General features: G+C 63.4%; 13 protein-coding genes, 1 tRNA gene and 1 pseudogene. 5 read left to right on the top strand and 10 right to left on the bottom strand.

Features of this window, described 5'->3' with window-relative positions; all coding sequences use genetic code 11:
- Nucleotides 1-17 precede the first annotated feature (17 nt).
- Nucleotides 18-146 carry a hypothetical protein gene (locus ACP7EY_RS10335; RefSeq protein WP_426193137.1) on the top strand — a complete coding sequence of 43 codons (129 nt, stop codon included), beginning with the start codon at nt 18-20 and terminating at the stop codon, nt 144-146.
- Nucleotides 147-693: 547 nt separating this feature from the next.
- Nucleotides 694-1871 (top strand): annotated as a pseudogene (locus ACP7EY_RS10330) (IS3 family transposase).
- 10 nt (nt 1872-1881) lie between these two features.
- Here the strand turns inward: ACP7EY_RS10330 and ACP7EY_RS10325 are convergent.
- From ACP7EY_RS10325 to ACP7EY_RS10290, 8 genes are all read right to left on the bottom strand, one after another.
- Entirely contained in the window at nt 1882-2244 is a 363-nt protein-coding gene (locus tag ACP7EY_RS10325; RefSeq protein WP_426193135.1) for a CPBP family glutamic-type intramembrane protease, read from the bottom strand.
- Nucleotides 2245-2939: 695 nt separating this feature from the next.
- Nucleotides 2940-3029: transfer RNA gene (locus ACP7EY_RS10320), tRNA-Ser, on the bottom strand.
- Between the two features lie 157 nt (nt 3030-3186).
- The gene (gene serS / locus ACP7EY_RS10315; RefSeq protein WP_426193133.1) at nt 3187-4476 is read right to left on the bottom strand and encodes a serine--tRNA ligase; all 1290 of its coding nucleotides are present in this window, start codon (nt 4474-4476) and stop codon (nt 3187-3189) included.
- Nucleotides 4477-4598: 122 nt separating this feature from the next.
- Nucleotides 4599-4802, bottom strand: coding sequence for a hypothetical protein (locus ACP7EY_RS10310; RefSeq protein WP_426193131.1), 204 nt, complete (start codon nt 4800-4802; stop codon nt 4599-4601).
- 28 nt (nt 4803-4830) lie between these two features.
- Nucleotides 4831-5031, bottom strand: coding sequence for a hypothetical protein (locus ACP7EY_RS10305; RefSeq protein ID WP_426193129.1), 201 nt, complete (start codon nt 5029-5031; stop codon nt 4831-4833).
- A 180-nt stretch (nt 5032-5211) separates the two neighbouring features.
- A complete protein-coding gene (locus ACP7EY_RS10300) occupies nt 5212-6513 on the bottom strand; it encodes a replication-associated recombination protein A (RefSeq protein WP_426193127.1) in 1302 nt (433 codons plus the stop codon).
- A 114-nt stretch (nt 6514-6627) separates the two neighbouring features.
- On the bottom strand, nt 6628-7290 hold the full coding sequence (gene lolA / locus ACP7EY_RS10295) for an outer membrane lipoprotein chaperone LolA (protein WP_426193125.1): 663 nt from the start codon (nt 7288-7290) through the stop codon (nt 6628-6630).
- A gap of 12 nt (nt 7291-7302) precedes the next feature.
- Entirely contained in the window at nt 7303-9714 is a 2412-nt protein-coding gene (locus tag ACP7EY_RS10290) for a DNA translocase FtsK (protein WP_426193123.1), read from the bottom strand.
- 207 nt (nt 9715-9921) lie between these two features.
- Between ACP7EY_RS10290 and trxB the strand changes: the two genes are divergently transcribed.
- From trxB to ACP7EY_RS10275, 3 genes are read left to right on the top strand one after another with little or no spacing between them, the layout of a single operon-like run.
- Nucleotides 9922-10878: a thioredoxin-disulfide reductase gene (gene trxB, locus ACP7EY_RS10285; RefSeq protein WP_426193121.1), complete on the top strand. Its 957-nt coding sequence runs from the start codon at nt 9922-9924 to the stop codon at nt 10876-10878.
- 6 nt (nt 10879-10884) lie between these two features.
- On the top strand, nt 10885-11562 hold the full coding sequence (locus ACP7EY_RS10280; protein ID WP_426193119.1) for a Smr/MutS family protein: 678 nt from the start codon (nt 10885-10887) through the stop codon (nt 11560-11562).
- A gap of 60 nt (nt 11563-11622) precedes the next feature.
- A complete protein-coding gene (locus tag ACP7EY_RS10275) occupies nt 11623-12228 on the top strand; it encodes a trimeric intracellular cation channel family protein (protein WP_426193117.1) in 606 nt (201 codons plus the stop codon).
- Nucleotides 12229-12246: 18 nt separating this feature from the next.
- Here ACP7EY_RS10275 and ACP7EY_RS10270 read toward each other — a convergent pair whose 3' ends face one another.
- Together ACP7EY_RS10270 and ACP7EY_RS10265 are read right to left on the bottom strand one after the other, a co-directional pair.
- A complete protein-coding gene (locus tag ACP7EY_RS10270; RefSeq protein WP_426193115.1) occupies nt 12247-12585 on the bottom strand; it encodes a P-II family nitrogen regulator in 339 nt (112 codons plus the stop codon).
- A gap of 93 nt (nt 12586-12678) precedes the next feature.
- A complete protein-coding gene (locus tag ACP7EY_RS10265) occupies nt 12679-14760 on the bottom strand; it encodes an NAD(+) synthase (protein ID WP_426193113.1) in 2082 nt (693 codons plus the stop codon).
- Nucleotides 14761-14860: the final 100 nt, after the last annotated feature.

Here is a 14860-nt window from a genome sequence, read left to right as displayed (position 1 = left end):
CGCGTTGCAATCGGCGCATGCACAATTTTGTTCAACGGCAGGTGGCGCTCATCTGGATCGCCATGCTGGCCGTCCTGTTCAGTGCATTGGCGCCGACGATTGCCCACGCGATGGCTGGCGCGCAGCCGTCGCCGCCGGCAATGTAACTTTGCACGGCCGACCGTTCGCAAGCCGATTTCCTGGCCCTGGTCGCCGCGCAGGCCGCAGCGGGCAAGGCGCCGCCGAACACCGACATCCACATCGTCGAACACTGCCCGTATTGCGCGACCCACGGCAGCATGCTGATGCCCCCCGGCCTACCCCACACTGTTCTACCAATCCTCCACGCCCCTGTTTTCCTGGAACGCGTGCCATGCGCGCGCCCCGCCCGCGCCGGGCTGAACGTTCACAGGGGCGGCCGTTTCGGCTGCCCCGCCCTCCATGTAGTTGCCGCCGTCGTCCTCCATCGGGACAGTCGCGCGCGCTTGCACCAGGCACGCGCCGGCGGCGCAGGCGCGTGCCAGAAAACACTGTACCACGCTGTATCCTGCGAAAGCGCACCATGAAACACCCGCATTTTTTCCGCCCGGCCCTCCTGCGCAGCGCCGCGGCAGCCAGGCGAGCGGCCGGCCTGGCCAGGCCAGCGTGAACTGTAGTGGTCTAATGTTCCCGGACACCTCGATAGGTGGATAATTCACCTTCGAAGGAGTTTACATGACCAGGCAGCGTCGCAATTTTGACCCGAGCTTCAAGCTTGAGGTCGTTCGAATGATCACAGAACAAGGCCTCAGCATCTCGCACGTCAGCCAGACGATGGACATTGGCGTTACCGCAATCCGTCGGTGGATGGAACAGTATGAGGCCGAGCAACAAGGCCAGCCAGGCATTGGCAAACCGTTGACGGCTGAGCAGCAGCGTATTCGTCATTTGGAGCAGGAAAACCGTCAACTTCGTAGTGATGTGGACGTCTTAAAAAAGGCATCGGCCTTCTTTGCCCGCGAGCTCAAGTGAGCTATCGGCTCATCGACGAGCTGCAAACGAAGGCCGTACCTGTCGCACAAACCTGTCGCCTCCTTGGTGTTAGCCGGGCTGGATTTTACGAAGCTAAGCGTCGTGCAGCTGCGCCGATGTTTTGCAAAGCGAGCGTGCATTTGCGTGCCGCGTTCATGAGCAACGGCCAAAGTTACGGCAGCCGCCGGCTTGTCACGGCACTGGCAAATAGCGGTCTGCAGGTCGGGCGTTACAAGGTGCGCCGCCTGATGCAACAGGCCTGCCTGAAGCCCGTCTGGAAGCGCAAATTCGTACACACGACCGACAGCAAGCATGCCCTGCCGGTTGCGCCGAACGTCCTTGCCCGGCAGTTCAACCCGGCAGCGCCGAATCTGGCTTATGCCTCGGATATCACGTACATCCGTACCGGCGCAGGCTGGCTGTACCTGGCTGTCGTGCTCGACCTGTTCTCGCGCAGAGTAGTGGGCTGGGCGATGGCGCCGAGCATGCCAGCTACCCTGGTCTGCGATGCCCTGCGCATGGCGATCCAAGCGCGGCGCCCAGCTGCCGGACTGGTCGTCCACTCCGACCGCGGCAGTCAATATGCCAGCGACCAGTACCAGGCTTTGTTGAGCGAGCATGGCTTCGTTTGCAGCATGAGTCGCAAAGGCAACTGCTGGGATAACGCCGTCGCTGAACGCTTCTTCCTAAATCTGAAGATGGAGCGTGTCTGGCAGCGCAATTATGCGAACTAGGCCGAAGCCAAGCTTGACGTAGCAAACTACATCGCCGGCTTCTACAACTGCGAGCGCTTGCATTCTGTATTGGGCAATCTGCCGCCCAGCGTCTATGAACGCACAATGGCAGCGAAAGAACCTATCGTCGTGTCCGAAATTACTTGACCACTACACCTTACGCAAGCTGCGGAAAAAATATCAGTAGAATGAGCGCAACTAAATTGTGGGTCATGTGGGCAATGGCAGTGGTGCAAAACGCGAATTTTCTTGACCTTCGACGAACCCAGAGATAAATCGCCCCAAACATCAGTCCTAGAAAAAGCATTTGCTCAGCATGAGCGAGGCTAATAGAAAGATGCGCAGCCGAAAAAGCCAATGTGCTTATCGACAGCGATAGCCGAGGGACGCTCCGTCTCCGCAATTGCATGAGCTCAAAAGGCATTACTTGAAAGATCGCTGTTTCAAGCGCCGGCGCTAGCAGGATCCCACCCAAAAATATCTGGATGTACGCTAGTGTGTCGATGCCTTGGGCGGCCATAGCAGGGGGGAAGCAACGAACTCCAGGGTCCAATTAAGAAGAGCTAACGCGGCGAACGTGCAGATTCCCAATGGAATCCCTAATAGCGCCGCGCTTGATGTGCTTTTCAGCTTTCGAGGATAGGCCAAAACAATATTTAACATACGATTCTAATCTATAAAGCCGACTGCGATGCATACACCACTGCCGGCGTGGGCAGTCAAACAACGATACCGACACTATGACGATTTTACATCCACTGCTTGATGCCATCGATCAAACCACTGACGAACTCATTGATCGCGTTAGCAACGCCCAGTTTTTGCAAAATGCCCGCGCCCGAAATCAGATCGATTTCGTCGATATGGACTTTCCTCTTGCTTGTGGCGGTGTGAAGCGCTGCGAGGGGGCTGCGCGCCTGACGCCCGGAGGGCGCGAAGCGCTGCGACGGGGTTGGCCCCTGGCGCCCGGAGGGCGCGAAGCGCTGCGGGGGGGCTGCGACGGGGTTGGCCCCTGGCGCCCGGAGGGCGCGAAGCGCTGCGGGGGGGCTGCGAGGGGGCTGCGCCCCGGCGCCCGGAGGGCGCGCTGCTGCTGCGCAGCAGCAGATGGGCGATTCGGAGAGCCCCGCGCGAGTACGCGCGGGGCTTCGAATCCCACCCTCTCCGTCCAAAGCAAAAAAAATGGCCTCCCGCAGGGGAGGCCATTTTTCTTGCTTCTGGCGGAGAGGGTGGGATTCGAACCCACGGTAGGTTTGACCCTACGCCTGATTTCGAGTCAGGTACATTCGGCCACTCTGCCACCTCTCCGGTGTTTCATTTGAGCTCCAGCGCCTTGCGACACCAGTGTGGCCTTCAAATTCTTTTCGCTTGCTGCTGCGAGGTCAAAATTATAGCAAAGCCTGAGGGAAATGGAAGAGTGAAATTGAGAAATATTCGATTAATTTGCTCACCACCCTCCCCTTGCTCACGCGGACAGTGTTTCCAGCCCGCCCATGTAGGGCCGCAACACCGCCGGCACCACCACGCTGCCATCGGCTTGCTGGTAGTTTTCCAGCACCGCCACCAGGGTGCGGCCCACCGCCAGGCCCGAACCGTTCAAGGTGTGCAGCAACTCCGGCTTGCCGGCTGCGTTGCGGAAACGCGCTTGCATGCGGCGCGCCTGGAAGGCCTCGCAGTTCGACAGCGACGAAATTTCACGGTAAGTGTTTTGCGCCGGCAGCCACACCTCCAGGTCGTACGTCTTGGTGGCGCCAAAACCCATGTCGCCCGTGCACAGCGACATCACGCGGTACGGCAGGCCAAGACCCTGCAAGATCGCCTCGGCATGCCCGACCATCTGCTCAAGCACCTCGTAGGACGTGTCGGGATGGACCACCTGCACCATTTCCACCTTGTCGAACTGGTGCTGGCGGATCATGCCGCGCGTGTCGCGTCCGTAACTGCCCGCCTCCGAACGGAAGCACGGGGTGTGCGCCGTCATCTTGATGGGCAAGGCGTCGAGGGCGACAATTTCGTCACGCACCAGATTCGTCAGGCTGACTTCGGACGTGGGAATCAGATAGAACGTTTCGCCCTCGCCTTCGGCACCGCCCTTTTTCACGGAGAACAGGTCGGCCTCGAATTTCGGCAACTGGCCCGTGCCGCGCAGCGAGTCGGCGTTGACCATGTAAGGCGTGTAGCACTCCGTGTAGCCGTGCTCGCCCGTGTGGGTGTTGAGCATGTATTGCGCCAGCGCGCGGTGCAGGCGGGCGATGCCGCCTTTCATCACGGAAAAGCGCGAGCCCGTCAGCTTGGTCGCCACCTCGAAATCGAGACCGAGCGGGCCACCCACGTCGACGTGGTCCTTGACCTCGAAATCGAACACGGGCGGCGTGCCGACCTTGCGTACCTCGACGTTGCCCGCTTCGTCCGCGCCCACAGGCACGCTGGCGTGCGGCAGGTTCGGCACCGATTCCATGAATTCGGCAATTTTGAGCTGGGTGGCGCTCAGCGCCACTTCGTTGGCCTTGAGCTCGTCCGCGATGCCGGCCACTTCCGCCATCTGCGCACTGCTGTCTTCGCCTTTGCCCTTGAGCATGCCGATTTGCTTGGACAGCGAATTGCGCTTGCCCTGCAGCTCTTCGGTGCGGGTCTGGGTGGCCTTGCGTTCGGCTTCGAGGGCGTTAAATCCCGCCACGTCGAGCGTGAACTTGCGGCTTGCCAGCCGGGTCGCGACGTTGTCGATGTCTTTGCGCAGCAGTTGAATATCTATCATTTGATTGGGGTGCCGATGTCGTTGAGTTGGTAATTGTACCAAGCCGACCGCCCCTTGTTGGCGAACTTTGAGGTCGATTGCCCCTCGGCGCGCGCCTGCGCCTGCTTCTGCTGCCGTCTCGCTTACAGGGCCGCCTTCTGCGCCGGTGTGAGGCGCTGCCCCTTGATGACCACCACTTGCATGGCCGGCACGCTGCTGGCGGCCTGGACGAGCGCTGAGGGCGCCTGGGCGGCGCGCACGGGCATGGCGGCCGTGGCGTAGGTGGCGAACGTGGCCATGGCGGCGGCGGCGAGGAACAGGGCTTCGAAGTTTTTGATGCGTTTCATGGTGCTCTCCAAAAGTTGATTTGAACGATTACAGCGCGGCTTTTTCGGCGGCCGTCAAACGCTGGCCCTTGATGACCACCACCTGCATCTGCGGGGCCAATTCGACCGATTTGATGATCGCCGGCGCAGCGTGCACGCGGACCGGCATGGCGGCCGTGGCGTAGGTCGCGAAGGTGGCGGTGGCGGCGACGACGAGGAAGAGGGCTTCGAAGTTTTTGATGGTTTTCATGGTGTTTCTCCTGGTTGAACTGCGTTGGTATGGTTGTACTTTAGCGAGCAACAACCATCATCTCCACCGGATTGCGATGGAGTGCAGAAAACGCGGAGTGGGAGGCAAATTCGGGCGCCAGAACAGGCGAACAGGCATCAAAAACAGGGCGCGACCGCCTTGCGCGGCGCTTGGCTGCGCTTAGCTGCCCGCCTGGTCGTCCAGGCTGCGCAGCCAGGCCAGCTTTTCGGCAATCTTCGCCTCGATGCCGCGCGGTACCGGCTCGTACCAGTGGGGCTCCTCCATGCCGTCGGGCAGGTAGGTCTCGCCGGCCGCATAGGCATGCGGCTCGTCGTGCGCGTAACGGTAGGCGTGGCCGTAGCCGAGCTCCTTCATGAGCTTGGTCGGCGCATTGCGCAGGTGCACCGGCACCTCGCGCGACTTGTCCGTTTTGACAAACGCGGCGGCGCGGTTGTAGGCGTTGTAGCCGGCATTGCTCTTGGCGGCGATGGCCAGGTAAATCACCGCCTGGCCCAGCGCCAGTTCGCCCTCGGGCGAACCGAGACGCTCGAACGTGGCGGCGGCGTCGTTGGCGATCTGGATGGCGCGCGGGTCGGCGATACCGATGTCTTCCCAGGCCATGCGCACGATGCGGCGCAGCAAGTACTGGGGATCGGCGCCACCGTCGAGCATGCGGCACAGCCAGTACAGGGCGGCGTCCGGGTGCGAGCCCCGCACCGACTTGTGCAGGGCCGAAATCTGGTCATAGAAATTGTCGCCCCCCTTGTCGAAGCGGCGCGAATTGAGCGTCAGGGCGTTGTCGACGAACTCTCCCGTGATGCGGGTGATGCCGGAGGTGTGCGCCGAGGTATTGGTCTGCTCGAGCAAATTGAGGAAGCGCCGGGCGTCGCCGTCGGCATAACCGATCAGGGTGGCAATGGCCACCTCGTCGAAACTCAGGTGGGCCAGCACCCGCTCCTGTGCCCGCGCCAGCAACTGCAGCAGTTCGGCGTCGGTGAGCGCCTTGAGCACGTACACCTGCGCGCGCGAGAGCAAGGCTGAATTGACCTCGAACGACGGGTTTTCCGTGGTCGCGCCAATGAGCGTGACGAGGCCCGACTCGACGAAGGGCAACAAGGCGTCCTGCTGCGATTTATTGAAGCGGTGAATCTCGTCGATGAACAGGATGGTGTGCTTGCCACCGGCCAGGTAGTGCTCGGCCTGCTCGATGGACGCGCGGATGTCCTTGACGCCCGACAGCACCGCCGACAAGGCGATGAACTCGCAGTCGAAGGCCGAGGCTGTCAAGCGCGCCAGCGTGGTCTTGCCGACCCCGGGCGGGCCCCACAAGATCATCGAATGGGGCTTGCCCGATTTAAACACCAGGTTCAGCGGCTTGCCCGGCCCCAGCAGATGGCTCTGGCCGATCACTTCGCCGATGGTGCGGGGGCGCAGCGCCTCGGCCAGCGGGGCGGCGGGTTCGTTCTTGAACAGGTCATCCATGGGAAGACCTCGGTGGCACGGTGGTGGGCATGGGATGGGCGATGCGGTGAGCGACAGGCGTCAGTCTACGACATCGCCCCGCAATTGGCCGGCACGCAGGATGAATGACGAGACTCAATTACTGAAAACGTCGGCGCCCTTCGGCATCACGAACTTGAACTGGGTGGCCGTCAGCGGCGGGTTTTTTTCGAATTTCTTAAACGACAGCACCGAGGTCTGGCCGAACGCGTCGTGCAATTCCATCGCTTCCGGGGTGCCGTTGCGCAGGCCGATGCTGATCATCTGAAAGGTCGAATCCTGCGCCTTCGGCTTGGCGTCGAGCCACTCGAGCCCGTTGCGGCTGCCCGCTTCGCTCAAGGTGAAATTCTTGTCCAGGTCATTGCTGCCGAACAGGATCGCCGCCGGCGACGAGCCCAATGCATTGCCCAGCTTCTTGACGGTGACCTGGTTCAGATCCTTGTCGTAGATGTAGAGCTGGTCGCCATCGGCCTGCAGCAGCTGTTCGTAGGGCTTGACGTAGGTCCAGATGAACTTGCCCGGGCGGGCGAACAGGAAGGTCCCCGTGGAGACGGGCACGGCCTTCGCGTTGTCCGATTTTTTCAGCTGCTGCTGGGTAAATTCGCCCTTGGCCGCCTTGGTGGTGGCGACAAAGGTCTTGAACTGGTCGAGCGCACCCGCGTGGGCGACGCCGGCCAGGCCTAGCGCGGCAGCAACAATGTAAGCGGACAATCTGGTCATCGTGATCCTGTTCTTGATTTTAGTTATGGGTTTTACCATGGAACTGCAACATTACTCGGCGCTGGTGGCCGGCACCAGGATGTCCCGGTTGCCGTTCGACTGCATGGGCGAGACCACCCCGCTGTTTTCCATCTGCTCGAGCAGGCGGGCGGCGCGGTTGTAGCCGATGCGCAGGTGTCGCTGCACCAGAGAAATCGAGGCGCGGCGGTTTTTCAGCACCACCTGCACCGCCTGATCGTACATGGCGTCGCTCTCGCCGCCCGGCTCGCCGGCCGGCGCGCCTTCGGCGCCGCCACCCTCGCCTTCGAGCGTGCCACCCTCGAGAATGCCCTCAATGTAATTGGGCTCGCCCAACGATTGTAGATGTTTTACAACTCGATGCACTTCTTCATCGGAGACGAAGGCGCCGTGCACGCGCACGGGCAGGCCGGTACCGGGCGGCATGTACAGCATGTCGCCCATGCCCAGCAGCGCTTCCGCGCCCATCTGGTCGAGAATGGTGCGCGAGTCGATCTTCGAGGACACCTGGAAGGCGATACGGGTGGGAATGTTCGCCTTGATCAGACCGGTGATCACGTCCACCGACGGCCGCTGCGTGGCCAGGATCAGGTGCAGGCCGGCGGCGCGCGCCTTCTGGGCGATACGGGCGATCAGTTCTTCCACCTTCTTGCCCACGACCATCATCAGGTCGGCCAGCTCGTCGATGATGATGACGATGGTGGGCAGTTTTTCCAGCGGCTCGGGGGAGTCGGGCGTGAGCGAGAACGGGTTCGGGATGTGCTCTTCGCGCTTGGCCGCATCGGCAATCTTGGTGTTGTAGCCGGCCAGGTTACGCACGCCCAGCTTGCTCATGAGCTTGTAGCGGCGCTCCATCTCGTTGACCGCCCAGTTCAGCGCATGGCCGGCCTGGCGCATGTCCGTCACCACGGGCGCGAGCAAGTGGGGAATGCCCTCGTAGACGGACATCTCGAGCATTTTCGGGTCGATCAGGATCAGGCGCACGTCGGCCGGATCGCTTTTATATAGCAGCGACAGGATGGTGGCGTTGATGCCCACCGATTTGCCCGAGCCGGTGGTGCCCGCCACCAGCAGGTGGGGCATCTTGGCCAGGTCGGCGATCACTGGCTTGCCGGCAATGTCCTTGCCCAGCGCAATCGTCAGGGGCGAGGCGCTGTCGTGGTAGAGCTTGGAGCCAACGATTTCCGTCAGGCGCACGATCTGGCGCTTCGGGTTGGGCAACTCGAGCGCCATGTAATTCTTGCCAGGGATGGTTTCCACCACCCGGATCGAGGTCAGCGACAGCGAACGGGCCAGGTCGCGCGCCAGGCCGACGATCTGGCTGCCCTTGACGCCCGTGGCCGGTTCGATTTCGTAACGCGTGACCACGGGGCCCGGATACGCCGCCACCACCTTGGCGTCGACGCCGAAGTCGGACAGTTTCTTTTCGATCAGGCGACTGGTGAATTCCAGCGTTTCCACCGACACCGTTTCCTGGTAGGCGGCCGCTTCGTCGAGCAGGGAAATGGGCGGCAGACCGGAGTCGCCCGGCAGATCGCGGAACAGGGGCGCCTGCTTTTCCTTTTCGACGCGCTCGGACTTGACGATCAGGGGAGACTGCACCACCACCGGCGCCGCCGGCGGCGAGGCATACGCGGGGGCCGCGGGCGGCGCTCCCTGCGGCTCGATCCGCAGCGGCGCGGCAACGTGTTTTTCGGTATGGCGCGCGCGTTCCTGCACCACCACCTCGTCGCGCCTGACGGCAGCGACTTCGCCCTGCTTGCGGTCCTCGCGGTCCTGGTAGCGCAAGCGGAACCAGTCGATCGACAGGTCGACGGCGGCGCCGATGCGCTCGGCCACGGAGAGCCAGGAGATGTGGAAGAACAGGCTCGAGCCTATGCCAAACAGCAACAGCAGCAGCAAGGTGGCGCCCGTGAAACCGAAGGCGACATGGGCGGAATGGCCGAGCAGTTGCCCCAGCACGCCGCCGGGGGCGCGCGGCAACTGCGCGTGCAAGGTGTACATGCGCAGGTATTCGAGGCCCACGCTGCCGGCGAACATCAGCACGAAGCCGATCCAGCGGGCCACCACTTCGTGCTGGTTTTCGGGCTCATCGGGCGCCTCGTCGGCGGACCGGGTCAGCTGACGATAATCTTTCCACAACAAGCGGGCAAAGCAGACGCACCACCACCAGGCGGAAAAACCGAAGATGAACAGCATCAGGTCGGCCAGCCAGGCGCCGGCGCGGCCGCCCACATTGATCGCCTTGGGCACCACGACGTCGTGCGACCAGCCGGGATCGGCCTTGTTGTAGGTAATGAGGATCAGGACAAAATACAGGAACAGCACCGCCAGCGCGATCCAGCGCGCTTCCGACAGCAGGCGCACCAGGCGGTTCGGCAGCGGCTGGCGCAGGGTCGGATTGCGGGTGTAACTATTCGGGTCGGAGGGGGTGGTCTTTGGCATACTCTCAGGGCGACGTGCAGCAGATAAATATCAGCAAGAAAAGCGATGCGCTCATTCTAAGGCATCTGGCAGGGCCCGGGCCGCTCATTCATGCACAAGCGCAGCTTCGTCTATAATCGCGGTATACCAATGGCGCGCTTTTCGGGCCCGTTGTTATCGCCCGAAACTGCCCCATCTTCTCTACCAGACAATTTATATTAGCCTCCCATGACCACGAAAAAACACGCCAAAGTTCTGATCCTCGGCTCCGGCCCCGCCGGCTACAGCGCCGCCGTCTATGCCGCCCGCGCCAACCTGAACCCGATGCTGGTGACGGGCGTGGAACAAGGCGGTCAGCTCATGACCACCACCGATGTGGAAAACTGGCCGGGCGACCCCCTCGGCGTGCAAGGCCCGGACCTGATGCAGCGCCTGCAGCAGCACGCCGAAAAATTCAAGACGGAAATCGTGTTCGATCACATCCACACCACCTTCCTGAACGAAACGCCGATTCGCCTGCTGGGCGACAGCCATGAATTTACCTGCGATTCGCTGATCATTTCGACGGGCGCCTCGGCCCAGTACCTGGGCTTGCCGTCCGAACAGGCCTTCATGGGCCGCGGCGTGTCCGCCTGCGCCACCTGCGACGGCTTTTTCTACCGCGGCCAGGAAGTCGCCGTCGTCGGCGGCGGCAACACCGCCGTCGAGGAAGCGCTGTACCTGTCGAATATCGCCACCAAGGTCACCATCATCCACCGCCGCGACAAGTTCCGCGCCGAGCCGATCCTGATCGACCGCCTCAACGCCAAGGCGGCCGAAGGCAAGATCGTCATCCGCTACAACCACACGCTCGACGAAGTCACGGGCGACGACGGCGGCGTCACCGGCATCAATATCCGCTCGACCGAGACGGGCGACGTCACCAGCATGGCCGTGCACGGTCTGTTCGTGGCGATCGGCCACAAGCCCAATACGGGCATCTTCGAAGGCCAGCTCGACATGCACAACGGCTACATCAAGACCCGCACGGGCCTCGAAGGCATGGCCACCGCCACCAGCGTCCCCGGCGTGTTTGCCGCTGGCGACGTGCAGGATCACATCTACCGCCAGGCCATCACCAGCTCGGGCACCGGTTGCATGGCCGCGCTCGACGCCCAGCGCTACCTGGAAGCACTGGAAGATTAAGCGTATATGGCTGGTTTGAAAGATTTCGGCGACCTGGCCGGCTTGCGCACCGCGCTCAAGGAGCAGGAACGCCTGCGCGAGATCGAGGCCGCCGCCCGCGCCGCGCGCGAGAAGAAAGCGCGCGAGGACGCCGGCGTGTTCACCGGCGCCATCAAGGGCGTGACGAAAATCGCCGTCTCGGACCGCTACGTGGCGCCCCTCCGGAGCGCGCCCGTGCGGCCCGGTGGCGGCGCGGGCGGCAAGCCGCGCACGCGCGAGGATGACGACGCGGCCGTGCTGCGCGAATCGCTGTCGGACCAGTTCGACGTCGAGGGCCTGGTCGAGGACGATCCCAGCGTCGCGTATGCGCGCCCCGGGGTGGGTCCGGACGTGGTGCGCAAGCTGAGAAAGCGCGCCTGGCCCGTGCAGGACGAACTGGACCTGCATGGCATGACGCGCGACATCGCCCGCGAGCAGGTGGCCGGCTTCCTGGGCCGCGCCAGCCGGCGCGGGGTGCGCTGCGTGCGCATCGTGCATGGCCGCGGCTACGGCTCGCCCAACGGCGAACCGGTGCTGCGGGCCATGCTGCACAGCTGGCTGGTGCAGATGGAAAAGGACGAAGTGGTGGCGTTTTGCGTGGCCGGCAAGAAAGATGGCGGCCACGGCGCCCTGATCGTGCTGTTAAAGGCCGTGCTGCTCGACTAAACCTGCTGGCCAGCGCCAGCCATGTTAGGCTGTCGCGATTCCCACAAGCAAACCCGCCGCATGTCGCTAATCACCTTGATTGAAATCCTGGCCATCCTGGTCGGGGCCTTTTCCGGCTTTATCGAGGCGCGCCGCAAGCGCATGGACCTGGTGGGCGTGTTCACGGTGGCCTTCATCACCGCCTTCGGCGGCGGCACCCTGCGCGACATCCTGCTCGACCATCGCCCCCTGTTCTGGGTCACCCACCAGGAATACGCGATCCTTATTTTTGTGCTGGCGCTGGGCGCCTCGCCCCTGATCCGCACGCTGCGCCAGATCGTCTCCGAACGCCTGATCGTGATCGCCGATGCCATCGGCCTGGGCCTGTTCACCATCGCCGGCGTCGCCTCGGCGCTCAACGCGCAGATGCCGCTGTTTATTGCCTCGATGATGGGGGTGATCACGGGGATCTTTGGCGGCGTGTTGCGCGACATCGTCTGCAACGAAGTGCCGATGGTATTTCGAGATGGCAAGCCCTACGCCATCTGCGCCTTCTTTGGCAGCTGGATGTTCCTGATCATGCGCAAACTCGAGTTGCCGCACGATTTCGCCCTCTGGTCGAGCGCCACCACCATCACGGCACTGCGCCTGCTGAGCTGGAAGTTCGACATGCGCCTGGGCCGCTAGACGGCCCAGGCTGCCTGTTTAGACGGCGTCCGGTCCCGTTTCACCCGTGCGGATGCGCACCACCTGCTCGACGTGCTGGACAAAAATCTTGCCGTCACCAATCTTGCCCGTGCGCGCCGCCTTGATGATGGCGTCGACCACCTGGTCCGTCATGGCGTCGTCGACGACCACTTCGACTTTTACCTTCGGCAGGAAGTCGACCACGTACTCGGCGCCACGGTAGAGCTCGGTATGCCCTTTCTGGCGGCCGAATCCTTTGACTTCCGTCACGGTCAGCCCCGTCACGTTCACTTCGGCCAGCGCTTCGCGCACTTCGTCAAGCTTGAATGGCTTGATCACGCAGGTAATCTGTTTCATGTCGATCCTTGGTTTGCATAACTTTGTTTGCTTGACTTGACTATCGGGACGATTTTAACCGAAGGGGCGGCAAGCCCACGCCCCTTTGATCGTTCAGGCGACGCCGATGTCGCCGGCGGCGGTGTCCGGAATGCGCTTGACCTCGGCCAGCCACACGGCCGCCTCGCCGTCGCTGGGAGCACGCCAGTCGCCACGGGGCGAGAGCGAGCCGCCCGTGCCCACCTTCGGACCGTTCGGCACGCACGAGCGCTTGAACTGGCTGGTTTTAAAGAAGCGCCACACGAAAATGCCCAGCACGCGCTTGATCTCGGCCAGGCTGTACTGGCTGCGCGCCACCGTCTCGTCGTACGGCCAGGCGCCCTTCTCCCGTTCGCCCCACGCGGCCAGCGCCAGGAAGGCCACCTTCGACGGCGCAAAGCCGTAGCGGACGATGTAGTACAAATTAAAATCCTGCAGCTCGTAAGGCCCGATCACGTCCTGGGTCTTTTGCGCCGGCGTGTCGCTGGTCGCGCCGGCGTCGGCCGGCACCAGTTCGGGGCTGATCTCGGTGTCGAGAATGGCCAGCAAAACAGCGGCGCCGCCGTCCACCACCCCGGTCTCGGCCATCCAGCGCACCAGGTGCGAAATGAGGGTCTTGGGCACGCTGGCGTTGACGTTGTAGTGCGACATATGGTCGCCCACGCCGTAGGTGCACCAGCCCAGCGCCAGCTCGGACAGGTCGCCCGTGCCGATGACGATGGCATTGTGCAGGTTCGCCAGCCGGAACAGGTGGCTGGTGCGCTCGCCCGCCTGGACGTTCTCGAACGTGATGTCGTAGACGGCGCTGCCCTGGCCGTAGGGATGACCGATATCGTCCAGCATCTGACGGCAGCTGGGGCGGATGTCGATTTCGGCGGCGCTGCAGCCGACCACCTCCATCAGCGTGCGCGCCTGCACAATGGTGCGCGCACTGGTGGCGAAACCGGGCATGGTGTAAGCGAGGATATTCGTGCGCGGCAGCTTGAGCTGGTCCATGGCGCGCGCGCAAATGAGCAGCGCGTGGGTCGAATCGAGACCGCCCGAGACGCCGATCACCACTTTGTCGATGCCGCTCGAGGCCAGCCGCTGCACCAGCGCCTGCACCTGGATATTGACCACCTCGGTGCAGCGTTCGTCGCGCCGGGCCCGGTCCGACGGCACGTAGGGAAAGCGCTCGACGTGGCGCGCCAGCGGCAGCGCGCCCGTGCAGGGCACCGCCACGGCGATGCGCACTACTTCGAAACGCCCCACTTCCCCGGCGTGGCGGCGCTTCGAGTCGGCGAAAGTGCCCTGGCGCATGCGCTCGCGCGACAGGCGCTCGAGGTCGATGTCGGCAAAGCCCAGCTGCGATTGCGCGCCGAAACGCTCGGTGCGGGTGAGCAGTTCGCCGTTTTCGCAGATCAGCGACTGGCCGTCCCAGGCCATGTCCGTGGTCGATTCGCCGCTGCCGGCCGAGGTGTACAGGTAGGCGGCGATGCAGCGCGCCGATTGCTGGGCCACCAGTTGCTGGCGGTAGGCCGCCTTGCCCACCAGCGCGTTCGAGGCCGACAGGTTCACCAGCACGGTGGCGCCGGCCAGCGCGGCAAATGAGGACGGCGGAATCGGCACCCACACGTCCTCGCAGATCTCCACGTGAAAGCGCAACAGGGGCAGCTCGGCCAGTTCGAACAGCAGGTCGGCGCCAAAGCGGGTGCGCTGGCCGCACAGGCTCACTTCGGTGGCGCTGGCGCAGTCGGCGGCGCTGAACTGGCGCGCCTCGTAAAATTCGCCGTAATTGGGCAGATAACTCTTGGGCACCACGCCGTGCAGGCGCCCGCCCGCCACCACCACGGCGCAGTTGTAGAGCAGGTGCTCGAGGCGCACCGGCATGCCGACGATGAGCACGATATCGAGCGTGGCGCTGGCAGCGATCACGCCCGCCAGCGCCGCTTCGCAGGCGTCGAGCAGGGCGCGCTGGTGGAACAGGTCGTCGCAGGTGTAGGCGGCCAGTCCCAGCTCGGGAAACGCCACCAGCACGGCCCCCCCGGCCGCCGCCTGGCGCGCCAGGGCGATGGTCTGCTCGGCGTTGTAGGCGGGATCGGCGACGCGGCAGCGGGGCGTGGCGACAGCGACGCGGGCGAAATCGTGGGTGTACAGGTTCGAGAAGGGCTTGGTCATCGGCGAATGGTCGATCACGGCCCGCTGGCGGGTGGCGCTGGCCGCGGCGGGCAGCGCGCGCCAACGCTGCGCGCTGGTTTGCGTAGAATGTGCCGCAACG

This window comes from Massilia sp. DWR3-1-1, from assembly GCF_049898325.1.
Lineage (GTDB): Bacteria > Pseudomonadota > Gammaproteobacteria > Burkholderiales > Burkholderiaceae_D > JAFCUW01.
Note: the sequence above shows the minus strand (reverse complement) of the source record. Positions and strands in the feature narration are given on the sequence as shown.